Source organism: Acinetobacter sp. YH01003, assembly GCF_013420525.1.
In the GTDB taxonomy this organism is placed as follows: Bacteria; Pseudomonadota; Gammaproteobacteria; order Pseudomonadales; family Moraxellaceae; genus Acinetobacter; species Acinetobacter towneri.
On sequence record NZ_VOXY01000001.1, the window covers coordinates 516,903 to 539,971 of the forward strand.

A 23,069-nucleotide genomic window follows, 5' to 3' on the forward strand; every position below is an offset into this window, starting at 1 on the left:
TTGATAACACATCATTGCAAATGCGTTCATTTTTCAATGTTATAGTGAATCATTATGCAAGATATGTATTTGAGATCATCCATTGAAACGTCTATTACTGATTTGCGGTTTGAGTTTTGCCAGTATTGCGACAACCCAAAGTGCCAATTTAACCACCACACCACAATTTAATGTGCCTGAAATAGGTAGTGGTGTGGGATTAATTGATCAGCAAAAAGAACGCAGTATTGGTGAAAAAGTCTATCGGGAAGTGCAGCGTAAAATGCCTGTCACGCAAAACCCGTGGTTGGAAGATCAATTAATCAATACATTTTCGCATCTACTCAGCCAAACTCAGTTGGGGCAACCCATTGGGCTACTCATTATCAATGATCCACAAATTAATGCTTTTGCTGTGCCAGGCGGTTTATTTGCGCTAAACACAGGTCTCATTAATTCTGCCCGCAATATGGATGAAGTTGCGGGTGTGATGGCGCATGAAATTGCCCATGTGTCGCAACGTCATTACAGCCGATCCCAAGAGGCATTTAAAGGACAGGGTTTGTTGGCACTGGCTGGGGTTGTGGTTGGTGCATTGGTTGCCTCACAAGCCGATGGTGATGCAGGCGCAGCGGTGATGATGGGTTCTCAAGCCGCTTTAATGGATCAGCAATTGACTTATAGCCGTAATCAGGAACGTGAAGCAGACCGTATTGGCATGCAATATATGTATAGCGCAGGCTATAACCCACAAAGCATGGCAGACTTTTTTGAGGTGATGCACCGTACTACGAGTCGAGTGAGCTTCTTACCTGACTTTTGGTTTACCCATCCCTTAACCACAGAGCGGATGAGTGAGGCGCGTTTACGTGCCAATCAATTGCCACCAGTGCCAACCTCGCTGCGTGATGAAGACTTTGAGATTTTAAAGTTATATAGTTTGGTGGTTTCGCAGCAGGCGACAGAACAGCAGCTTAAAGCATTTGCAACCCGTAACCATTTTGCGGCGAATTTGGCTTTGGCTTATTTTTATAGCCAGCAAGGCGATTTTGTTTTGGCGCAACAAAGTATAGATCAGGCCAAAAGTCACAATCGTTTACATAATTTATTGACACTTATTCAAACTGACATTTATTTAGGGCAAAATAAAATTGATTTAGCGCTCAAAACAATTGGTTCACCTGCGCGAATTATGCCTGAAAATCGTGCGCTGAATTATAAATGGGCCGAGGTTTTGATTCGTCAAAATCAAACTACGCAAGCAGAAAGTATTTTGAAGGATTTCTTGCAAAAAAATCCACGTGATTTATCGGCATGGAATTTAATGCAGCAAGCGGCAAATGTAGACCGAAGCTCTGCATTACGCACGGTAAATGTGTTACGGTATCGTGCAGAAGTACAGTATTGGTCAGGTTGGGAAGAAGAGGCAATTAAATCATTACTGCACGCGCAGCGTTTAGCCAAAGACAATCAGGCGATGTCGGCAAATATAAAAAACCGTGTGACTGAAATGCAAAGAGAACGACAGTTAAAAATATAAGTCGGGCGTACATACGGTGGCATAACAATAAAGAAAGGGAGTTTAAGAATGATTGAGGGACAATGTTTATGTGGTGCGGTGTATTACCGTTACCATGCCGAAATTGAAAAAACAATATTATGTTTTTGCCAGCATTGCCGTCGTGCGCAAGGCGGTATTATGGGATGGAATAGTCCAGTGGCACGCGAACATTTTGAAGTGGTGCGTGGCTTAAAATATCTAAAAGAATATTTTCATAGTCCCAATAAAGCACGGGTATTTTGTCAGGAGTGTGGCAGCCCGATTTATTCTTATCGGCTAGATTTACCCGATATTATTCGCTTACGCTTAGGGACAGTGACTCAAGGCAAAGTTCCCGAACCATGTGAGCAAGCATTTGCGCAATACAAACCCAACTTTTTGGCAATTGAGTCGTGTGAATAGTTATTCACCGAATATACAATGCTAAAATAGAACTTGAGTTGAAACGACCCTGACTTGAAAATGAAAAAATATATTTATTTATGCCTTACTTTGGGGATGACCTTGCAAAATGTCTATGCTGCGAGTGCAGAGCAGTATGTGTTGGCTGTTGAAGAAATTAATGCGCAATATAAACAAGATACCCGACAGTTTTTACGAGGCTTAAACCCACAACAGCAGGGTTTTAATCCGCAGCAACAGCAGCAGTTTTGCGGCATTGTTAGTCGTTATGTTGATCGTTTATATCAGGCAGCAGATGAAAACCGTGCCTATTTGGATCGTCGTTATCAGAATATTAATAAACAGGACGTGATTCAGCAGGTCAGCACATCTAAAGAAATGCAATTACTGAAAAAATATCAAGTGAACTGCGATTTAAAGTAAAAAGTTAAAGCACAAGTGTCTAAGGGTGAATAGATAATCTATCTCATCCTAGGTTTAGCATTTTACTTAATAGCATTAGATAGAAAGATTAAAGCGGGCTTAATCTGACATTTAAATCAGTGTTCGGAGAAGCACAAATTTGGGGTGAGCTAATTAGCTTAATTTGGCTTTAATTTTGGCAGATACTTGAGCAGGATCGGCGCGCCCGGCTATGAGCGGACGCAGAGAGTTCATCACCTTACCCATATCTTTCATGCTAGTAGCTTGTTGCGCTTCAATGGTTTGCGCAATCATGGAATCAAGTTCTTCCTCAGTCATAGCTTCTGGTAGAAACTGAGATAACACCTCAATTTCGGCTTGTTCCTTACTAGCTAAATCTTCTCGGCCAGCGCCTTCAAAGGCTTTAACCGATTCTTTACGTTGTTTAATTTGCTTTTCAATGACCGCAAGAACCTGAGCATCGTCAAGCTCTTTGCGCTCATCGACTTCGATTTGCTTAATTGCCGCCTGTAGACTACGAATTACCGTTAACTTATGCATTTCTTTGGCGCGCATTGTCGCTTTCAAAACGTCAGTAATTTGGTTTTTCAAAGTCGTCATCATTTAATCCAGACAGGCAATCACAAATTAATTAGTAAAGGCGAGTAGTACGTACTGATTCACGCGCCAATTTCTTTTGGTAGCGTTTAACAGCAGCAGCTTTTTTGCGCTTACGTTCTTGAGTTGGTTTTTCGTAGAATTCACGCTTACGTACGTCAGCTAAAACACCTGCTTTTTCGCAAGAACGTTTGAAACGACGGATAGCTACGTCTACTGGTTCGCCTTCTTTCAATTTAACTTGTGGCATGAAGAATCCTCATTAAGTTATGGATAAGATCTGGGCGAAATTGCCCACGATCACAAGTGAAGGTCAGTATTTTACTCATTTACATCTCATATCACAAGTCTATAATAGGTTTCGCAATAGAATTGATACAGGTTATAGGCAATTTAATGATCGTTTTAGGCTTAGAAACATCTTGTGATGAAACAGGACTTGCACTGTATGACAGCGAGTTAGGTTTGCGCGGGCAAGTACTGTATAGCCAAATTAAATTGCATGCAGAGTATGGTGGTGTGGTACCCGAACTGGCTTCACGTGACCATGTGCGCAAACTTATTCCTTTAATCAATCAATTGCTTGAGCAGAGCCAAGTCAAAAAATCTGAAATTGATGCAGTGGCTTATACCCGTGGGCCGGGGCTAATGGGCGCACTCATGACAGGCGCATTATTTGGACGAACTTTAGCTTTTGCCTTAAATAAACCTGCAATTGGGGTGCATCACATGGAAGGGCACATGCTTGCACCATTATTGTCTGCGACACCGCCAGAATTTCCGTTTGTCGCTTTATTGGTTTCGGGTGGACATACACAGCTCATGGCAGCTTATGGCATTGGCCAATATGAATTGTTAGGCGAGTCGATTGATGATGCTGCAGGCGAGGCTTTTGACAAAGTTGCCAAAATGATGGGTTTACCGTATCCAGGTGGGCCAAATATCGCCAAACTAGCTGAACAAGGCGATGCCAAAGCTTTTGAATTTCCACGTCCAATGTTGCACCAAGGCTTAGAATTTTCATTTAGCGGTTTAAAAACTGCGGTTTCAGTACAAATGAAAAAGTTAGGTGATGAAAACCGTGATGCCGATATTGCGGCAAGTTTCCAAGAAGCGATTGTTGATACTTTGGTGAAAAAATCGGTAAAAGCTTTAAAACAAACAGGTTTAAAACGCTTGGTGATCGCGGGTGGGGTGAGTGCAAATACTCGGTTACGTGAGCGTTTAGAAGCAGATTTAGCTAAAATTCGTGCAACGGTTTATTATGCAGAACCTGCATTGTGCACCGACAATGGTGCAATGATTGCTTTTGCGGGCTATCAGCGTTTAAAAGCAGGGCAGCAAGATGGTTTATCGGTTACGACTACACCACGTTGGCCGATGACGGAGCTTACCAATCCAACTGCGGGTTAAGTTGTTCGTAGCATAAAATCAATCAGAGGCAATAATCTGCCTCTGACTTTATATGCTAAATTTTTACATTAATATTAGAAACGAATACTTAAGACTTAGCGAACTGCGTCCATTAAACCTTTGGTAAGATCTTTCATCATGCCTTGCATCACAGCATTCCCTGCATTTGTACAGTTTTCTAATTTTTTACCTTCTAGTGATTTACCTTGATTGGCCATTTCTTCGCACTTCTGCAAAACTTTTTTAGCTTCATCTAAGTTCTCGGCATAATACTCTTGCGTTTTCACTTGTGTACATGCTGTAAGCGTTGTAATTAAACTTACTGTAATTAACAAATTTTTAAATTTAAACATTATTTTTTAACCGTTGTTTGTTTTAAAGAGATTGCATCTTAAGCGAATAATGGGTTCATAAAATAATACAATGGACTAAAGTTGATCTTATTAAGTAAAATTAAATAATTGCAATATAAATATTTTTAATTTTTTTGAAGTTTTATAGTCATATTCTATCCCAAACTTTATTTCACGTATTGGTTTCAAATAGAACTGCTTTATTTTTTTTGTGCACTCATCCTACAATTTATAGAAATCCATAAAGTAGCTGACAGCAGTATTTAAATCTGTGAATCCTGTCCAATTGTTGTGTTTTCAACTTTAAACTATGATTTTTGGTAGATATTTAATATAAAACTAATTGAGATAAACATGCGATTTAAAAATACATTTTGCATTATTTGTGTGATGGGGATGATGGTATTGACCGCTTGCGAGGGCGCTGAGTCAATACAGCAAAATATAAATAGTACAGAAAATCAGCCGAGTTCAGTGACAGCCCAACAGGTCGAAGTACCGACTCGTTTGACTACTGCAGCAACTCATCCTTCGGCTATCACACCTGAAGCGACAGCACCGCAAGAAGTATATGTAGGAGAGCCGACTGTGGCAGAAATGCAGGCGCATGGCGAAGAATTTTATAAAGACACATTGGCACGGATTGCTGCAGAACAAGGTCAGTAGTCGCTCAGTCATTTAGCGCGTTTAAATAGAGTGGGTTGCTGACTATCTTCTATATGCAAACAACCCATTAAAATATTTAAAGTGCTTTAAGTTGCTGCGAGCCAATCCAGTGTTTAGAAAATTGATAGGCAGCACGCCCTGAACGCTGTCCACGTGCCTGACACCATCTTAATGCTTCTGCACGTACTTCGGCAGTCATTGGCATTTCGGCTTTGTGTAAATAATGCTCCACAATTTCTAAATATAGATTTTGATCCATTGGATAAAACGACAGCCATAGACCAAAGCGATCAGACAGTGAAATTTTCTCTTCAATTGCTTCTTGAGGATGCAACTCAGTATATTGCGGTACATCTACACGAGTGACAGGTGTATTTTCATGCATAAATTCAGGTAATAGATGACGTCTGTTACTGGTTGCATAAATAATAAAATTACTGGAACCTGATTGTAATGAACCATCTAAAACACTTTTTAAACTACGATAATTTTCATCTTCTGCGTTAAAAGCTAAATCATCACAGTAGACAATAAATTTTTCAGGACGATGCTGAATGATTTTTTGAATTTCTGGCAATTCAGACAAATCATCGCGTTCAATTTCAATTAAACGTAATCCTTGATTGGCATACTCGGTCAATAGGGCACGTACAATAGATGATTTTCCCGTACCGCGTGAGCCTGTAAGTAACACATCATTGGCAGGTAAGCCATTTAAAAACTGCAAGGTGTTTTGAATGACTTTTTCTTTTTGCTTTTCGATGCCTTTTAAATCATCTAAATCAATTTTTCTTGGTTGTTGAATCGCTATCAATTGTCGATCTTGCCATTTGAATGCGATGGCGGAAAAGTCGGTTTCTTGTTTTAAAGCAGGTAAACTTTGCTGTAGTTGTTGGAGTACATGAGAAAGTGATAATAAGATGTTGTCGGGTAAATCTAGGTTTGCCATGATAATTCAGCTTAAAAAATGCAGATCAGATTGCTACACTTTAAGACTAGCGCAATTGACCTAGATTTGACAATCAAAGTGTGAATCGAGTCATTGACGCGTATTACAATTTTTTAGATATTGTTGTGTATAGTAGGCATAGGCAAGCGTAGTGCTGCGAATAAACCAACGGATTGAGGAATGCTATGTTATTTAAAGATTTCACCGAAGATGTTAATCCGCATCAAGCCTATCGCATAAAAAAACTCAAGCGCCAAATTCAAAATGCCGAATCGTATGAAGAATGGAAAAGTATTGCCATTCGTATAGATGAAGAAACTGGTGCGCAAGAATGGAAATATGACAACAGTTCGCCATATTTTGATGCGGAAATTATCTCGCATCGTTTAAATTTATTACGCCGTTATCGCACCACCGAACGCAGTCACGATTTAATTTATATTTTGCGTGAAGGTTTAACTTTTGACATCGCCAATATTGCCCATCCGATGTTGTTTACTGCAACCTATGTGGGTACTAAAAAAATTATTGAAGATTATGTGGATGAAGTCAGTAAAAGTTTGGCTTTTGTCGCTTCAGATGAATGTCAGGCTTTAACCAAAGTAGAAAAAATAGAGTTTTTTCAGCAATGCCAAACTGCATACGGACAACCTGCCTTGATGTTCTCTGGTGGGGCAACGCTAGGTTTGTTTCATACTGGTGTTTGTAAGGCCTTACTTGAACAGGATTTAATGCCTAAAGTGCTGTCGGGTTCGAGCGCGGGTGCAATAATGACTGCAATGCTAGGCATCGCAAAACCTGAAGAAGTACAGCATATTTTGGGTGGTGAGTCATTTTTCCACGAAGCATTTCAGTTTAGACAAATGCGCGAAATTCTTAAAGGCAATGGTGGAATTGCCGATGTGCATTATTTAAAAAAATTCCTGATCAAAAACTTGGGCGATACCACGTTTGAAGAAGCTTTTCAAAAATCAGGTTTGCATATTAATGTGGCGGTTGCGCCTTATGATGCATCGCAAGACTCACGCATTATGAACAGCTTCACTGCGCCAGATTTGTTGGTTTGGAGTGCGGTGTTGGCCTCGTGTGCTGTGCCAATTTTATTTCCACCAGTACGTTTAACCAACAAGCGTTATGATGGCGAACACACTCCATATATGGGTAAAACCCGTTGGGTGGATGGCAGTGTGCGTAGCGATTTCCCACAGGAAAAAATGGCACGTTTGTATAATATTAACTACACCATCGCCAGTCAGGTCAATCCGCATGTAGTGCCTTTTATGCAGGATGATATTAAGCGTTATCGTAAAGATATGCTGAGTTGGCCAGAACGGATTATTCGTCGTCAGGGCAAAGTCATTAGTCGTGGGGTAATGGATTTTGTACGTGAGCGCGCAGGAGCTGTACCGCCAGTGCGTCGTTTGCTAGATCATGGCTATGGCATTGTCGATCAACGCTATTATGGTGATGTGAATATTGTAGGAAGCTATAACCTGCGTCATTACAGCTATATGTTGCAAAACCCGAAACCACATTTATTTAAAATTTTACAGCGTGAAGGCGAGCGTGCGACTTGGCCGAAAATTTCATCAATTGAAACGCATGCACGTGTCGGTAAAACTTTGCAACATTGCTTAGAGTTATTAAATGTACCACAAATAGAGGTATCCACCGAAGTCGCAGCAGAAATGCGCACTGGCGCAAGTGTTGTTTAATGTTTTAAATTTGGATGTTCAACAGTTAGATACTGCGCAGTTCGAGCTGCGCAGTAAAGCGCAAAGTTTGCAATATGGTCGGCATATCTATCGTTTTGAACATCAAGGGCAGTTTTATTGGCTGAAAGCCCAACAACAAGGTGTTCATGCGACAGTAGAGCAGGGTTTTGCACAAGAATGGGACTTTTATAAACAGTACGCGCAATCATCATATTTATCTTTTTTATTGCCATGTGAATTGATGGATGCTGCACCCATTCATATTCAGTCGCAGGGTAATTCACATGACATTTCATCGCATTATTCACAGGTCTATTCACGTGCTTTAATTTTACCTGAAGCGCAAGCTGTTTTTGTGATGGGTAATTTACCTGAATATACAGAAGCGATTAAACACATATTTTTGCGTGTCTTTGAAGCAGTGGAAGCATTACATCAATTAGGTTGGATTCATGCTGACTTAAAAGCTGAACATATTGTGCAGTTGGATGGGCAAATCAAACTGTTAGATTTTGAGCAAGTACAGCAAATTGCAGATATTCAATGTCAGGGGATGACTGCAACGCCACGTTATATGGCACCAGAATTATTTCACGGACAGCTCAAAACTGCACAAAGTGATATTTATGCTTTAGGCATTATTTTTTATGAATGGTTAACGCAACAACGCTTGCAGGCAAATAGTTACCACGATTGGGCGTATTTACATTGTCAAAGATTGCATATCCAACTTTCTACGCATCTACAAGCATTTTTACCACTGCTGAATCACATGTTGGCAAAGTCCTATTCGCAGCGTGCAACGAGTATTGCAGAGTTGAAATTATGGCTTAGTGGCTGAATATGCTTAAGAAAAAATCAAAAAATAGTTTTTTGTTTTTTATTTAAACAGTCATTGTGCTTTTTTATAAAAAAGGCTTGTCATCAGGAAGTGATCTCTATAATATACACAGCCATCGGGGACGTGGCGAAATTGGTAGACGCACTGGATTTAGGTTCCAGCGCCGCGAGGTGTGAGAGTTCGAGTCTCTCCGTCCCCACCACTTAAATATCAAGTCAGCTTGATTTTAAGTTACAGAGGATTGGTGTAATGGTAGCATGACGGTCTCCAAAACCGTTCGTCAAGGTTCGAATCCTTGATCCTCTGCCAAATTAAAATCCAACAACTCAGTTGGTACCCGATGTTGGGGACGTGGCGAAATTGGTAGACGCACTGGATTTAGGTTCCAGCGCCGCGAGGTGTGAGAGTTCGAGTCTCTCCGTCCCCACCATACATTAAAGAGCAAGGCAATGACCTTGCTTTTTTATTGCCTGTTATTTTAGCTTTAAATCATTGCATCTCTTTGACAAGGCTTAGATGTATTTTAAGATTTAAAGTTCAGTATAAAAAAAAGCCCATAAACAGGTTATGGGCAAGATCATCTTTAAGTGTTGATGAAATACGATTTGAATTTTTATTTTTGCATCCTATCAAGTTCAACCGTTATCGCATACTTATCTATATTGTATAAGTACTTATGCTTTTAAATGGTCTTCAAATTCCTCGCCTAATTTCATTGCTAAAGCATTACCAGAAAGCTCGCAAGTGACCAAACCATATTCTTTTTGAAAGCTAAATGTGAAACCGTGACCATCCGCCAAATTTTTGACTGAATAACCTAATTTTTCTAACCAAATACGAAACGCAATTAAATTTTTTGCTTTAACAACTTTTTTCACGAGAGAACTCCTATCCATTTATTTAATTATTAATAGGGATATTTCTTGAATTTTTAAAGGGCAGAAATGTATTTCTTTGACATTTTTTTCACTGATTTTTAGAAATCTAAAGTCCTTTTCAGCAAATAGAATATTTTAAAAGAATTATTGAATATTAAGTTATTGATATTTATTGTTTTAATTGAGGTAGCATAATTAATTTTAAGTTCTTAAATGTATTGCCAAAAGATGACTTAGAAATATTTTGTTAATGATTTTTAATTTTAGGCTGTATTTATTTTCAGCATTAACACATAAAGATTATCCATTTTTTATGCCAAGCTTTAATTTAATGCAATGGATATTAGTATGGAGCATGTCGGTACCTAATAGACATTAGCTTATACTATGGTTGAGTTTGAAGATTTGGGAAATAGACATGACCGCACAAACAATTCAACAGCAGGTGGAGTGCATGGTGAAGCAGATGCAAAATCAAGGACTAGAGCCTGTTGCTGTGATGCTCGGGCATGAAGATTGGTTACTGTTTTCCTCACAATCCAAAGTGGATTATACGCCTTTTGGCAGCGCACGCCGTTATCAGCCTGCATTGTCCAATTTGCTGTTGGTGCGGGTCGATGAAATGAATGCTGTGCGTGTGGTGACGCAAACTCAATTAGATGAGTTTGCTGCCAGTAATCAGATTTTATAATCCGAGAGAAATATCAGATGCTTTATGATCAAAGCATCAATTTAAAAGTTGTCTTTGAGTTCACGTAATTTCTGAAATTCTTCGACACTTTCGGCTCTTAAAAATGGATTGGTTTCTAGTTCTAGTTCGATGCTGCTTGGCAAAGTGGGTTGATTAAGCATGCGTAAACTTTCAATTTGTTGATAACGCTCTTGAATGGCAGCATTGTCGGGTTCTACATGCAGTGCAAATTGTGCATTCGCCAATGTATATTCATGGGTGCAATATACTCGGGTACGCGGAGGCAGCGCTGCCAAGCGGTTTAAAGATTGATACATTTGCAAATATGTACCTTCAAAAACACGCCCACAGCCCATCGCAAATAAAGTGTCGCCACAGAACAATACATCCAACGCATCTATAAAATACACAATATGCCCCAAGGTATGTCCCGGAACGGCAATAACATCGACCTGTAAATCATGAAAATTGATATGGTCTTGGTTTTGTAAAGGATGCGTGATAAACGGAATTTTGCTCAATTCTTCACGTGGCCCATAAACAGGTAAATTACGTTCTGCAATGAGTTCAGGCACACCGCCAATATGATCTTGATGCCAATGCGTCAACCAAATTTGCGCGATCTCTAAACCATGATTTTGGCAAAAATCTTCAACAGGTTTGGCATCGGTAGGGTCAACCACCACCACTTGTTTGCTGGCACAATGTTCAAGCAACCAAATATAGTTTTGTGATGGTTTTTGCGCATCAATAAGATGGACTTGGTAGTGCATGCTCAATTCCTGAAACTTAATCGCTTGTGGCTATTACAGCATGCTTTTGCGGGCGTGTAAAAGTGTATCCCCAAGTGTCAGGTTATCGCTTTGCTGTGTTACTGCTTGATGATGGACCAGAGATGTAAAGATAAAATAGAAATAAATTAAAATCCATAAAAAATGCCGTAATTAACACGGCATTTTAAAAGAGAGATTCGGTTTGATCTTAGCGGATTTTTGCCAAGAAACGACCTAAACGTGTCATTGCTTCACGTAATTCATTTTCTGCAGGCAAGAACACTACGCGGAAATGATCAGGCGTTGGCCAGTTAAAACCTGTACCTTGAACCAATAAAACTTTTTCTGCTTTGAGTAAATCGAGCATTAACTTTTCGTCATCTTCAATTGGATAGACGTTTGGATCAAGTTTCGGGAAGCAATACATTGCACCCTCAGGTTTGACACAAGACACGCCAGGAATGTCGTTCAGCATTTCCCATGCAATGTTACGTTGTTCGTATAAACGACCACCCGGACGAATCAAGTCATTGATAGACTGATAACCACCCAATGCTGTTTGAATCGCGTACTGCGCCTGATGGTTGGCACACAAGCGCATAGACGCCAACATGTCTAAACCTTCAATGTAGTCTGCAGCGCGTGATTTATCGCCTGTAATCGCCATCCAGCCTGAACGGAAGCCCGCAATGCGATACGATTTAGACAAGCCATTAAATGAGATACAGAGTTGATCACCCGCTAAAGCTGCAACCGCAACATGCTCAATGCCGTCATAAATAATTTTGTCGTAAATCTCATCGGCAAATAAAATTAAGTCATATTTTTTTGCCAATGCTACAATTTGTTCCAACACATGACGTGGATAAACCGCACCCGTTGGGTTATTCGGGTTAATAATGACAATACCGCGCGTATTTGGCGTGATTTTGCTTTCCATATCGGCAATGTCTGGATACCAAAAGTTTTCTTCATCACATTTGTAGTGAATAGCAGTACCGCCCGATAAATTCACTGCCGCAGTCCAAAGCGGGTAGTCAGGCATTGGTACCAGCATTTCATCGCCATCGTCTAACAAGCCTTGCATCGCCATAACAATCAGTTCAGACACGCCGTTGCCAATATACACATCATTGACATGCATATCGAAAATGCCTTTTTGCTGATAGTACTGACAAATCGCTTTACGCGCAGGGAAAATCCCTTTGGAGTCGGTATAACCAATCGCATTAGGCAAGTTCAATGCGACATCATTAATAATTTCCTGTGGCGCTTCAAAACCGAATGGGGCAGGGTTGCCAATATTCAGTTTAATAATTTTATGACCGGCCTCTTCCATTTCATTGGCCGCTCGTAACACAGGTCCGCGAATGTCGTAGCATACATGCTCAAGTTTTGATGATTTTTTTATTTCGCGCGGAGTCGTGTTACCTAGTACGGACATAGTTCCATCCAATGATTAGAAGATAAATAAATTATAGATTACTGAAATATCACAATCTATGCTGAAATTTAGCTAGATATTTTGCAAGGTCTAGCGTAAAAATGGAAGTACTGAAGCATGACACTGAATGTCAAAGATTTAAAGGAGTTAGTGATGGGAAAACTCAATAAAACAGACCGAGAATGGCAAAGAGAGTTATCACCAGAGGAATTTCGGATTACACGTCAAAAAGGCACGGAGCCTGCTTTTACGGGGAGATATTGGAATACTAAACAAGAGGGGATTTATACCTGTCGTTGTTGCGGTACAGCGCTATTCTCATCTGAAACAAAATATGACAGCGGTAGCGGTTGGCCAAGTTTCTATCGTCCAATCCAGCCTGGGGTGATTGAAGAACATCAGGATGGTTCGCATGGCATGCAGCGTACTGAGATTGTTTGTCATCATTGTGACGCACATTTAGGGCATGTTTTTGATGATGGTCCACAGCCAACAGGATTGCGCTATTGTGTCAATTCGGCTTCTTTAGAACTCAAAACACAAGAAAAAAATGATGAGGGAAATTATCCATGACCAACATTTATCAGTTTGAAGCTGAGTTGTTAGATGGACAAAATAAAGCCTTTAGCGATTATGAAGGGAAGGTTTTGTTGATTGTAAATACAGCCAGCAAGTGTGGTTTTACGCCTCAATTTGCGGGTTTGGAAAAGTTATACCAACAATATAAAGACCAAGGTCTGGAAGTTTTGGGCTTTCCGTGCAATCAGTTTGGTGGGCAAGATCCAGGCTCCAATGAGCAAATTGGGAGCTTCTGCCAAAAAAACTATGGTGTCAGTTTTCCAATGTTTAGCAAAATTGATGTGAAAGGTCCTGAAGCACATGCGATTTTCCGTTACCTGACCAATAACAGTAAAGGTATTTTGGGCAACGGAATTAAATGGAATTTCACCAAGTTTTTAATTGGCAAAGATGGCAAGGTGTTGAACCGTTTTGCTCCGACCACAAAACCTGAAGATTTGCAGGCGGAAATTGAAAAGGCTTTACGATAAAGGCTTGCGCTTGTGCAAGTAAGATAATTAAGGCGATCAGATGATCGCCTTAAATTTAATTGAAATCATTAACTTATAAAATCGCTTTAAGACGTTGAATTACTTGTTCACATTGCGCCAAATCTGCAACCAAAGCTAAGCGAACATGGTTTTCACCCGGGTTACCTTGTGCGGTTTCACGAGATAAATACCGACCTGGCAGCACTTTAATATGGGCTTTTTCCATCAATATTTTGGCAAAATTTTCATCATGGTCGACTTTGAGCCAGTAATAAAAACCTGCATCTGGTTTTTTTAATGGCAGTAAATGCCCAAGTTCCGTTTGGAATAATTCAAACTTGGCGCGATATTGTTGACGATTATCTTCAACGTGCTGTTCATCATCCCAAGCTGCAATAGATGCCAATTGATGTTGTACAGGCATTGCCGCACCATGATAGGTACGATATTGCAAATAAGGTTTTAATAAGTTGGCATCGCCCGCAACAAAGCCTGAACGCATGCCGGGTAAGTTTGAGCGTTTAGACAAAGAATGGAATACGATGCAGTTTTTGTAGTCATCGCGTCCAAGTTCGGCACAGACTTCCAGTAAACCTGTAGGCGCTTGGTCAAACCATAATTCTGAATAACATTCATCAGATGCAATGACAAAATTATATTGATCTGACAGGGCAATCAGCTTTTTAAATTGTTCTTTTGAAAGGACAGCACCCGTTGGATTTCCCGGTGTACAGACAAATAATAAAGCAGTTTTTTCCCAGACTTTTGCAGGTACAGCATCAAAATCACCCAAGTAATTATTGTCTTCGGTGCAATTGATGAAATAGGGTTGAGCACCTGCCAATAAAGTTGCCCCTTCATAAATTTGATAAAACGGATTGGGCATCACTACATAAGGCGCATCTTCACGTCGAATCAAGGCTTGTACAAAGGAAAAAATCGCTTCACGTGTACCTGAAACGGGGAGTACTTGAGTGTCTGGGTTAACTTGTTTTAAATGAAAGCGTTGTGTCAGCCAATGGGCAATGCTGTGACGTAATTCAGGCAGACCTTTGCTGTTCGGATAAGTTGATAAATGCTGAAAATTATCAATAATGGCCTGTTTGACAAATTCAGGTGCAGGATGTTTAGGTTCGCCAATAGACAGTGGAATTAACGGCAAATTTGCAGGTTGTACGTCCTGAAATAGTTTGTTTAACTTTTCAAAAGGGTAAGGATGTAATAAGGACAAACTTGAGTTCATGGATGTTCCGTAAATTGAAGTTAATGTTGACCACAGACCTGATTAGAGGCCTCATCTAAAGCAGCTTTGAGCTGGATGGCAAAGGTATCTGCTTCAGACTTTGTCATTGGGTTGCCATCTTTTTTGGTGACGAAGAAAATATCTTCGGCACGTTCGCCCAGGGTGGCAATTTTGGCGGAGTGAATATCTAAGCCTTGCATCATAAACAAGCCGCCAATTTTGGCGAGTAACCCGGGATGATCTAGTGTGGCAATTTCGACCATGTTTTGATTCAGCGCTGCATTGAAAGTCACTTCTACTATATTTTCAATGTCAAAATGACGTAATTGACGCGGAATGCGGCGTTGCATCAGACCCGGATATTTATCTGACTGGCTCAAGGCATTCACTAAAGCCTCAATCACCATTTCTTCACGTTCAGGGTCTGTTAAGAGTGTGCCAAAACGGTCTAAGACCACGTAAGTATCCAAACTAAAGGCTTTGGTCGCAGTAATAATTCGTGCATCCTGAACGTCAAGGTTCATGCGGTCTAAAATAGCGACAGTTGTGGCAAATAGGTTGGGTTGGTCTTGCGTGTAAATAAAGATTTGTACTGCGTCTTGTGCTGATTTTCGGTGCGCGCGCATGAGCACTAATGGTGCAGGATTATCGCCATGCTCCAAAATCGCGCGGGTATGCCATGCAATTTCATCGGCAGATTCTTTAATAAAGTATTCATCGCCCAGTTCTTGCCAGACTTTTTCAACAGCACTGAGTTCAAAATCTTTAACCAGTAACTCGCTTGCCGCAAATTTGGTGTCTTCAATCAGCATTTGATAATCGACGGGACGCCCAAGTCCTGAGCGAATGACATCACGCGCTTGCGTATAAAGTTGGCGCATTAAGGATGCACGCCATGAGTTCCAGAGTGTTGGATTAGTCGCATTAATATCAGCAACCGTTAAGGTATAGAGATAATCTAAATGCTCCATATCTCCCATTTTTTCGGCAAATTCCTTGACCACATCGGGGTCAGAAATATCTTTTTTCTGTGCTGTGACTGACATCAACAAGTGATTTTTGACTAACCATGCCACAAGGTTACATTCACGTTCAGTAAATCCGTGTTTACGGCAAAACTCAATCGCATCTACCGCACCAAGTTCACTGTGATCACCACGACGACCTTTAGCAATATCATGGAAAATCGCAGCCAAATAAATAATGTCACGACGGGCTAAACGCTGAAATACCGAACTGACCACAGGAAAATCTTTCGCGAATTCAGGTTCTTTGAAGCGGCTTAAATTGCGGAGTAATAGTAAAATGTGCGCATCGACTGTATAAATATGGAATAAGTCGTATTGCATTAAACCTGTAATTTGACCAAAAGCGGGGATGTAATTGCCCAATACACCTAAGCGTTTCATAGTCACCAAGGTATTATACAAGCGGTGCGGTGAGCGCAAAATTGCCATAAACAGCGCTTGATGCGTTGGATCATCACGGAAACTTTGGTCAATACGCTTGGCTGCAAGTGTCAGCAGGCGCAGTGTTCGTGCGCGAATTCCTTCAATTTCAGGACGATTGGCCAATAAATAGAAAATTTCTAAAATTGCGCTTGGTTTTTCTGAGAAAATTTTGTGGTGCTGCACGGCAAGTTTGCCATCGACCAGTTTAAAATTTTCATTAATTTCTTCAATGTTACGTTCATAATTAGGCAAACGCGGGGTAATGACCGACTCATTAAAATAGGCCAGCAACATTTCATTTAAAGTGGAAACTTGCTGTGCAGAGCGATAATAACGCTTCATAAATTGTTCAATCGAGTAATTTTGCGGTTTACCTTCTTCTCGAACATAGCCAAAAGTTGCTGCAATATCTCGTTGATAATCAAACAATAAACGGTTTTCATCACGTTTGGTTAAACGGTGGAGATGATGACGAATTTCCCATAAAAAGCTTTCGGCTTCTTCGAGTACACCCAATTCAAACTCTGAAATAAAACCTAAATGCACTAAGTCGTAAATACGATTGACCCGAAAATGGCGTTTGGCAATCCAGCCAATTTGGTTGATGTCACGAATACCGCCCGGAGCATTTTTAATATCGGGTTCTAAATTACTTTCGGTGTCATTGTGCTGCGCATAACGCTTGCTTTGTTCCTCCATTTTGGCATCGAAAAAAGTTTTATCTGTCCAAGTTTGCGAAACAATACGACGCGGCCATTTGGCAAGCTGCTGATTTCCCGTAATTAAACGCGCTTCAATCAAGGCAGTCGCAACAGTTAAATCACTGGTTGCCTGAATCACACAGTCCTGAATAGTCCGCACGCTGGTGGCAGGTTTGAAATTGCCAACATCCCATAAAGATGAAATAAAGGTCGAAATAAGTTGTTCTTGTTCTGATGTGATTGCATCTTCCGACAACACCATAATATCGACATCGGAATAGGGCAGCATTTCTTTACGCCCATAGCCGCCCACTGCAAATAGGCTCAAATCGGTTTTGTCTAATTCAGCATGTTGCCATAAGAAAGTGAGCGCTTCATCAATCAGGTTAGAACGCGCCAAAATCACTTCACGAATGGATTGTCCATTTTCAAAACATTGTTGTAGCTGATTTTCGACATCGGTGCGCCATTGGTTAATGGCCTGAATGTCATGGTTGCTTTTTACATAATTCAGCAAGGGTAATGTAATGATCATGGACAATTCCGTTATGCAATGACGAGCTTAATTTTGATTTTCGTTTAAATGTACGCGAACAGTGTCCGCAGTATGCTGAGCTAGCTCACGCGCTTGCTCTGTGGTTTCTGCTCGTGCAGTGGCAACGCCCATACGACGACGCTCAAAACCTTCAGGTTTGCCAAATAAACGTAAATCTGTATCGGGATGTGCTAATGCAAGATTCAGGCCAGAAAATGAAAGATTTGTTGCATCGACACCTGCATAAATCACCGCACTGGCTGCAACGCTATGGCGTGTGGTATTGACAGGTAAGCCTAAAATCGCGCGGGCATGTAATTCAAATTCACTTTGGAATTGTGAAGCCAATGTCACCAAACCTGTGTCGTGTGGACGTGGAGATACTTCACTGAACCAGACTTTATCGCCTTTCACAAACAGCTCTACACCAAAAATACCGCAACCACCTAAGGCAGTAGTCACTTTGTGTGCAATTCGTTTGGCTTCAGTCAAGGCAGCATCACTCATGGCTTGAGGTTGCCAGCTTTCTACATAGTCGCCTGCATCTTGACGGTGACCAATTGGGTCGCAATATGAAGTTTCGATCGCACCAGTTTCTGGGTTTTTAGCACGTACGGTTAATAAGGTAATTTCAAAATCGAAGTCAATTTGTGATTCAACAATCACAGTGCCTTGATTAACGCGCCCGCCAGTCTGGGCATATTCCCAAGCTGCATCAACTTCATCAAAGCAGGTGACACGCGATTGTCCCTTGCCTGAAGATGACATCACAGGCTTCACAAAGTTTGGATAACCAATGTCATCACATGCAGCGCGGAAAGATTCGAGAGAATTGGCAAAGCGATAAGCGGATGTCGGCAAACCTAATTCTTCTGCAGCCAAACGACGAATGCCTTCACGGTTCATGGTCAAATTTACCGCTTTGGCAGATGGAATCACTGTTGCAATATTTTGCGCTTCAATTTCAAGTAAAACTGATGTCGCAATGGCCTCAATTTCAGGCACAATTAAATTGGGTTGAATTTTTTCAATCAGTTGTTTTAATTCTGTGGCATCTGCCATGTTTAAAGTATAAGCATAATGTGCGACTTGCATGGCTGGCGCATGGTCGTAGCGATCGGCGGCATGTACTTCTACGCCTAAGCGTTGCAGTGAAATTACCACCTCTTTACCGAGTTCCCCTGAACCCAATAGCAAAACTTTAAAAGCAGAAGATTGAAGGGGAGTACCAATGGTCACGCTCATGTGAATCGTCCTTGCTAAAGTGGGCTTTTAGCATAGCAGAACTGTTCCATGAGTTAAGCCCTGTTTGCAACAAAATCATGATTTTGTCATCTACTTATATTGCATTCAGTGCTTTAAAGCAGTTAAGGCTGAATCCTGAAATAGATCATTTGGACGATTCAACCTCTAAATTTCAGCAACATTAGAACGAAAATGGCACATAAGTATAAATTAAACCATAGGTGATGGCTGCGGTAAGCGTTGCAGGTACGATTTTCTTAAACTTAAAATACAAACCTGTCAGCACTAAAAAGCCAATCAACATCGCAAAACTTTTATTGGGTGTTTCAAGCAAAGGTGGCAAGGTTGCAACCACGAGCATAGAGCTAATTGCAGCAATACCAATACTGCCTAAAGCGATTTTAAGCCATAAAGCACCACGTTGTTGCGAGCCTTGTTGAAACTTCTGAATCACAAAGAATGGCCCAAAACGTGAGGCGAAGTTTGCGATACCGACTATAATACCGACCAAAATAATTTCTAAACTCATGATTTTGATCCTGTATGTTCAGGGTCGGGTTGTTTTAAAACATAGTGTTTAAATAATCCCGCCAAAATACCTGAAGAAATCCCAATAAAAATTGCAGCAGATAAGTCAATAAAATAACAAGCTACGGCAGATACTAGAATGGTGATTCCCACGACAAAGGTGTGTTTCTTTTCAAATGCTGCCAATAAGAAGCTAAGAAATAAAGCAGGCAATAAAAAGTCGAGCGCCGCTTGCAAAAACTGTGGCATTTTAGTGACTTGATCGGCAAATAATCCGCCTAACAAAGAGCCTAATGCCCAAGACAACCAACTAAATAAACTCAGTCCAAGCATCCATGATTCAGACCATTCCTGACGGCGCTGTGACAGTTTAATCATGCCTGAGGCAAAAACTTCATCGGTCAGACCCCATGACCAAATTGCAGTTTTTTTGAGGTTTAAACGATCTTGAATCAGGTTTTGTAAGGCCGGGCCGTAAAGTAAATGTCGAATATCCAAGGCGATTACCGTTAATGCGGTCATCCAGATTGAAGTTCCACTGCCCAATAAGGCAACGACTAAAAATTGACTCGCCCCTGCATACATCGAGCAAGATAAAAATAAGGCTTCCCATGCGCTAAAGCCGAATTGAGTTGCAGAAACACCAAAAGCAAAAGAAACAGGCAGATAGGTGAAAATAATCGCCTGACTATCTTTTGCACCTTGCCAAAAACTTGCTGCGGGCGCAGTTTGAATATTGTGTACGGACACGACACACCTTGTGGGAGAAAGTTGAACGATGGGTCAAATGAAGATTGTGTATTATACTTGAATTCATTAGCATGATGCCGAATTGTTTGTATGGGCGAACCGATATGTTGAAATTGAAAACACCTGTAATCCTGCTTGCTTCAATGTTATGCAGTAGCCTGTTATTGCAAGCGTGTAGCAATGACAACAACCCGCAAAAAACAGTAGAAATTAAGCCTGCGCCAAAACTCACCAATGATGCGACTGTGTATGCGCAAGCCGCGTGGGAGTTAATGAATGAAGTTGAGCCGTACGTGTATCGTAAACAGCGTAACTTAATTGAAGATAAAGTCCGCAAACCTGCCCGTAAATTAAGTACCGACTGGCGTATTAATGTCAAAATGACCGACTCTGTAACGGAAGGGAAATATGCGCTGTGTCGTAAGGCTTTGACCAGTTTGGAAATTTGGGCACGTGCGACGATTGACAGTTCAAGCAGTCTTGCACAAAAACAAGCTGATTATGAACGGGATAAAAAACAATGTGCTGATGCTTTGGTGCATCCTGAATTGGGCAATACTGACCCGAAACAAAAGGGCAATGTGGTGCAGTCTTAATTGAGGTTGTTCTGCATTAATGTGATGCGGAATCGCCCATAAAAAAACCTCGATGTAAGCATCGAGGTTTTTTTATTGAATCAATGCTCGGCTGTAAGCATTGTTCTAAAACTAAACATAAAAACAATTAAACATTAAAACGGAAGTGTAAAACATCACCGTCTTGTACGATATAAGTTTTACCTTCCAAGCGCCATTTACCTGCTTCTTTTGCACCTGCTTCGCCGTTGTATTGTACGAAATCCTCATAAGCAATACATTCTGCGCGGATAAAGCCTTTTTCAAAGTCAGTGTGAATTACGCCTGCTGCTTGTGGTGCAGTTGCACCTACTTTCACTGTCCACGCGCGGACTTCTTGTACGCCTGCAGTAAAGTAAGTTTGCAGACCTAACAGCGCATAACCTGCACGAATCACTACGTTCAGCCCTGGTTCTTCCATACCAAGAGCTTCTAGGAATTCTGCACGGTCTTCATCTTCAAGTAATGAAATTTCGGCTTCAATTTGGTTGCATAAAGGCACCACAATCGCATTTTCTTCTGCAGCAAGTTTTTTGACTGCATCTAAGTGCGGGTTATTTTCAAAGCCATCTTCTGCCACGTTCGCAATATACATGGTTGGTTTTAAGGTTAATAAACCAAAACCACGAACCAATTTGCGTTCATCGTCATCTAAATTGGCTGCACGTGCAGGCTTGCCATCATCCAGTAAAGGTTGGATTTTTTCTAAAACGGCTTTGGTCGCTACGGCTTCTTTATCGCCACCTTTGGCAGATTTTGCTAAGCGTGTAATGGCTTTGCTCACCGTTTCTAAATCGGCCAACGCAAGTTCGGTATTGATGGTTGCAATGTCATCTAATGGGTCAATTTTACCATTTACGTGAATGACGTTTTCATCTTCAAAGCAACGAACTACATGCGCAATCGCATCAGTTTCACGAATGTTGGCAAGGAATTGGTTACCTAAACCTTCACCTTTAGATGCACCTGCAACCAAACCTGCAATATCCACAAATTCCATCGTGGTGGGTAATACACGTTGCGGATTTACGATTTCCGCCAATTTGTCCAAACGTGAATCTGGCACAGGTACAATGCCTGTATTTGGCTCAATGGTACAGAACGGGAAGTTTTCCGCTGCAATTGCAGCTTTGGTTAAAGCATTAAAAAGCGTAGATTTACCAACGTTTGGCAGGCCCACAATACCACAATTAAAACCCATGAATAACTCACAACGTGTTATTTAAAAATTAGGCACGATTTTACATGAAAGGGCAGATAAAGTCAGGTCATCGGACAGATGTTTCTCCAATCTAGCGTGCTTGATGCTGTACGTTGAATTTCTTTTCGGAATTGATTTTGAATTGCTGACTGTTTCGCCTGAATTTTGAATAAAAAGTACATTGTAATTATAAGAGGCTATGACTAAAGTATGACAAGCACAGTATTGATACTGCTTTGGATATCAAAATTTTAAATATGGAGATTTTATGCGCATCTTATACCAGTTTCCTTTGTCTCATTTTTGTGAGAAAGCTCGCTGGTTATTGGATCATAAAGAGTTAGATTATGATGCGCAAAACTTAATTCCAGGCGTGCATCGCGCTTTTGCCCAATTAAAAACAGGGCAAAATAAATTACCTATTTTACGTGATCAAGACCGCTGGATAGCAGATTCGACTCAAATTGCTTTATATCTAGATGATATTTACCCCGAACATGCCTTGTTACGCAGTGATGCCGAACAATATAAACATGCGTTGGCCATAAATACTTTGGCTGATGAATTGGGGCAGCATGTGCGTCGATGGGGGTTGGCGCATGCATTATCTGAAAGTGAAGAACCTTTGGAAATTTTAATTGGCGAAAAAGGCTATTTGCGTCAATTTTCTAAATATTCCAAGCCAATTATTAAAGCCTTGGTGTCTAAGGGCTATCAGCTCGATCAAGATAAAGTTGCAGAATCCAAACAGCGGATGGATGAATTAATTGTCATTTTAAATCAGCATTTGATTGATAATTACGGGCGTTATTTTGTGGGTGAGCGTTTAGGTTTAGCCGATATTTCAGTGTGTTCGATGCTTGCACCTATTTTGGAAATTTCTGGAACGCCGTGGGAAAAAGAACATGATGAAGTGATTTCTGAAGAATTTAAAGATTATAAAAAATATTTGCTGGATTTACCTTTAGGGCAATATGTTTCTCGTATTTATCAAACTGAGCGTAATGCACGTGTAGATTGGCGCGGTATTTAAATGTTATCGCCTCAGATAAAATACGCGCAATCTG

At 40.8% G+C, this 23,069-nt stretch carries 25 protein-coding genes and 3 tRNA genes; 15 read left to right on the forward strand and 13 right to left on the reverse strand.

Going from position 1 to position 23,069, the window contains the following annotated elements; genetic code table 11:
• The first annotated feature begins 82 nt into the window (after nt 1-82).
• The 3 genes from FTT70_RS02495 to FTT70_RS02505 are packed head-to-tail and all read left to right on the forward strand — an operon-like array spanning nt 83 to nt 2,365.
• On the forward strand, nt 83-1,519 hold the full coding sequence (locus FTT70_RS02495; RefSeq protein ID WP_179989747.1) for a M48 family metalloprotease: 1,437 nt from the start codon (nt 83-85) through the stop codon (nt 1,517-1,519).
• A gap of 48 nt (nt 1,520-1,567) precedes the next feature.
• On the forward strand, nt 1,568-1,942 hold the full coding sequence (locus FTT70_RS02500; protein WP_096902524.1) for a GFA family protein: 375 nt from the start codon (nt 1,568-1,570) through the stop codon (nt 1,940-1,942).
• 60 nt (nt 1,943-2,002) lie between these two features.
• Nucleotides 2,003-2,365 (forward strand): hypothetical protein, encoded by a 363-nt coding sequence (locus tag FTT70_RS02505; RefSeq protein WP_004971462.1) that lies wholly within the window; start codon nt 2,003-2,005, stop codon nt 2,363-2,365.
• Nucleotides 2,366-2,518: 153 nt separating this feature from the next.
• On the opposite strand, the gene FTT70_RS02510 is transcribed toward FTT70_RS02505, so the two are convergent.
• Both FTT70_RS02510 and rpsU read right to left on the reverse strand, forming a co-directional pair.
• Nucleotides 2,519-2,965 carry a GatB/YqeY domain-containing protein gene (locus FTT70_RS02510; protein ID WP_154321276.1) on the reverse strand — a complete coding sequence of 149 codons (447 nt, stop codon included), beginning with the start codon at nt 2,963-2,965 and terminating at the stop codon, nt 2,519-2,521.
• Nucleotides 2,966-2,996: 31 nt separating this feature from the next.
• Nucleotides 2,997-3,212, reverse strand: a complete 216-nt coding sequence (rpsU, locus tag FTT70_RS02515; protein ID WP_001136722.1) for a 30S ribosomal protein S21 — start codon at nt 3,210-3,212, stop codon at nt 2,997-2,999.
• A 146-nt stretch (nt 3,213-3,358) separates the two neighbouring features.
• On the opposite strand from rpsU, the gene tsaD reads away from it, so the two are divergent.
• Nucleotides 3,359-4,375 carry a tRNA (adenosine(37)-N6)-threonylcarbamoyltransferase complex transferase subunit TsaD gene (gene tsaD, locus FTT70_RS02520; RefSeq protein ID WP_004971458.1) on the forward strand — a complete coding sequence of 339 codons (1,017 nt, stop codon included), beginning with the start codon at nt 3,359-3,361 and terminating at the stop codon, nt 4,373-4,375.
• Nucleotides 4,376-4,470: 95 nt separating this feature from the next.
• On the opposite strand, the gene FTT70_RS02525 is transcribed toward tsaD, so the two are convergent.
• Complete coding sequence (locus tag FTT70_RS02525; RefSeq protein ID WP_004971457.1) at nt 4,471-4,728, reverse strand: EexN family lipoprotein; 258 nt, start codon at nt 4,726-4,728, stop codon at nt 4,471-4,473.
• A gap of 354 nt (nt 4,729-5,082) precedes the next feature.
• Here FTT70_RS02525 and FTT70_RS02530 point away from each other — a divergent pair, with 354 nt between their 5' ends.
• Entirely contained in the window at nt 5,083-5,394 is a 312-nt protein-coding gene (locus FTT70_RS02530; protein WP_004971456.1) for a hypothetical protein, read from the forward strand.
• A 76-nt stretch (nt 5,395-5,470) separates the two neighbouring features.
• Here FTT70_RS02530 and FTT70_RS02535 read toward each other — a convergent pair whose 3' ends face one another.
• Nucleotides 5,471-6,343, reverse strand: a complete 873-nt coding sequence (locus FTT70_RS02535) for an ATP-binding protein (RefSeq protein ID WP_096902520.1) — start codon at nt 6,341-6,343, stop codon at nt 5,471-5,473.
• 185 nt (nt 6,344-6,528) lie between these two features.
• On the opposite strand from FTT70_RS02535, the gene FTT70_RS02540 reads away from it, so the two are divergent.
• The 5 genes from FTT70_RS02540 to FTT70_RS02560 all read left to right on the forward strand — a co-directional run bounded on the left by FTT70_RS02540 (nt 6,529) and on the right by FTT70_RS02560 (nt 9,329).
• Nucleotides 6,529-8,058 carry a DUF3336 domain-containing protein gene (locus FTT70_RS02540; protein WP_131261332.1) on the forward strand — a complete coding sequence of 510 codons (1,530 nt, stop codon included), beginning with the start codon at nt 6,529-6,531 and terminating at the stop codon, nt 8,056-8,058.
• A complete protein-coding gene (locus FTT70_RS02545) occupies nt 8,048-8,899 on the forward strand; it encodes a protein kinase (protein WP_180044094.1) in 852 nt (283 codons plus the stop codon). Before FTT70_RS02540 ends, FTT70_RS02545 begins: the two co-directional genes overlap by 11 nt.
• Before the next feature lie 117 nt (nt 8,900-9,016).
• A tRNA-Leu gene (locus tag FTT70_RS02550) sits at nt 9,017-9,101 on the forward strand.
• A gap of 33 nt (nt 9,102-9,134) precedes the next feature.
• A tRNA-Trp gene (locus FTT70_RS02555) sits at nt 9,135-9,208 on the forward strand.
• Nucleotides 9,209-9,244: 36 nt separating this feature from the next.
• Nucleotides 9,245-9,329: transfer RNA gene (locus FTT70_RS02560), tRNA-Leu, on the forward strand.
• A 244-nt stretch (nt 9,330-9,573) separates the two neighbouring features.
• On the opposite strand, the gene FTT70_RS02565 is transcribed toward FTT70_RS02560, so the two are convergent.
• Nucleotides 9,574-9,777, reverse strand: a complete 204-nt coding sequence (locus FTT70_RS02565) for a hypothetical protein (protein ID WP_004971452.1) — start codon at nt 9,775-9,777, stop codon at nt 9,574-9,576.
• Nucleotides 9,778-10,195: 418 nt separating this feature from the next.
• Here FTT70_RS02565 and FTT70_RS02570 point away from each other — a divergent pair, with 418 nt between their 5' ends.
• Entirely contained in the window at nt 10,196-10,468 is a 273-nt protein-coding gene (locus FTT70_RS02570; protein WP_096902295.1) for a hypothetical protein, read from the forward strand.
• A gap of 41 nt (nt 10,469-10,509) precedes the next feature.
• Here FTT70_RS02570 and gloB read toward each other — a convergent pair whose 3' ends face one another.
• Entirely contained in the window at nt 10,510-11,241 is a 732-nt protein-coding gene (gloB, locus tag FTT70_RS02575) for a hydroxyacylglutathione hydrolase (RefSeq protein ID WP_180168239.1), read from the reverse strand.
• Nucleotides 11,242-11,449: 208 nt separating this feature from the next.
• Nucleotides 11,450-12,685, reverse strand: coding sequence for a pyridoxal phosphate-dependent aminotransferase (locus FTT70_RS02580; protein WP_004971448.1), 1,236 nt, complete (start codon nt 12,683-12,685; stop codon nt 11,450-11,452).
• Nucleotides 12,686-12,838: 153 nt separating this feature from the next.
• On the opposite strand from FTT70_RS02580, the gene msrB reads away from it, so the two are divergent.
• Complete coding sequence (gene msrB, locus FTT70_RS02585) at nt 12,839-13,258, forward strand: peptide-methionine (R)-S-oxide reductase MsrB (protein WP_096902313.1); 420 nt, start codon at nt 12,839-12,841, stop codon at nt 13,256-13,258.
• A complete protein-coding gene (locus tag FTT70_RS02590) occupies nt 13,255-13,734 on the forward strand; it encodes a glutathione peroxidase (RefSeq protein WP_096902294.1) in 480 nt (159 codons plus the stop codon). Before msrB ends, FTT70_RS02590 begins: the two co-directional genes overlap by 4 nt.
• Nucleotides 13,735-13,807: 73 nt before the next feature.
• Here the strand turns inward: FTT70_RS02590 and dapC are convergent, their stop codons facing one another.
• The 5 genes from dapC to FTT70_RS02615 all read right to left on the reverse strand — a co-directional run bounded on the left by dapC (nt 13,808) and on the right by FTT70_RS02615 (nt 20,172).
• Nucleotides 13,808-14,977 (reverse strand): succinyldiaminopimelate transaminase, encoded by a 1,170-nt coding sequence (gene dapC / locus FTT70_RS02595; protein WP_104851821.1) that lies wholly within the window; start codon nt 14,975-14,977, stop codon nt 13,808-13,810.
• Nucleotides 14,978-14,997: 20 nt separating this feature from the next.
• Nucleotides 14,998-17,664: a [protein-PII] uridylyltransferase gene (gene glnD / locus FTT70_RS02600; RefSeq protein ID WP_180168240.1), complete on the reverse strand. Its 2,667-nt coding sequence runs from the start codon at nt 17,662-17,664 to the stop codon at nt 14,998-15,000.
• A gap of 27 nt (nt 17,665-17,691) precedes the next feature.
• Nucleotides 17,692-18,909, reverse strand: coding sequence for a formate-dependent phosphoribosylglycinamide formyltransferase (gene purT / locus FTT70_RS02605; protein ID WP_154320843.1), 1,218 nt, complete (start codon nt 18,907-18,909; stop codon nt 17,692-17,694).
• A gap of 181 nt (nt 18,910-19,090) precedes the next feature.
• A complete protein-coding gene (gene ygaH / locus FTT70_RS02610) occupies nt 19,091-19,438 on the reverse strand; it encodes an L-valine transporter subunit YgaH (RefSeq protein WP_179989735.1) in 348 nt (115 codons plus the stop codon).
• Nucleotides 19,435-20,172, reverse strand: coding sequence for an AzlC family ABC transporter permease (locus tag FTT70_RS02615; RefSeq protein ID WP_179989883.1), 738 nt, complete (start codon nt 20,170-20,172; stop codon nt 19,435-19,437). Before FTT70_RS02615 ends, ygaH begins: the two co-directional genes overlap by 4 nt.
• A 119-nt stretch (nt 20,173-20,291) precedes the next feature.
• On the opposite strand from FTT70_RS02615, the gene FTT70_RS02620 reads away from it, so the two are divergent.
• Nucleotides 20,292-20,783: a hypothetical protein gene (locus tag FTT70_RS02620; RefSeq protein ID WP_180168241.1), complete on the forward strand. Its 492-nt coding sequence runs from the start codon at nt 20,292-20,294 to the stop codon at nt 20,781-20,783.
• A gap of 127 nt (nt 20,784-20,910) precedes the next feature.
• On the opposite strand, the gene ychF is transcribed toward FTT70_RS02620, so the two are convergent.
• Nucleotides 20,911-22,002 (reverse strand): redox-regulated ATPase YchF, encoded by a 1,092-nt coding sequence (ychF, locus tag FTT70_RS02625; RefSeq protein WP_004971435.1) that lies wholly within the window; start codon nt 22,000-22,002, stop codon nt 20,911-20,913.
• A gap of 268 nt (nt 22,003-22,270) precedes the next feature.
• Between ychF and FTT70_RS02630 the strand changes: the two genes are divergently transcribed.
• Nucleotides 22,271-23,035 (forward strand): glutathione S-transferase family protein, encoded by a 765-nt coding sequence (locus FTT70_RS02630; protein ID WP_096902290.1) that lies wholly within the window; start codon nt 22,271-22,273, stop codon nt 23,033-23,035.
• Nucleotides 23,036-23,069 lie beyond the last annotated feature (34 nt).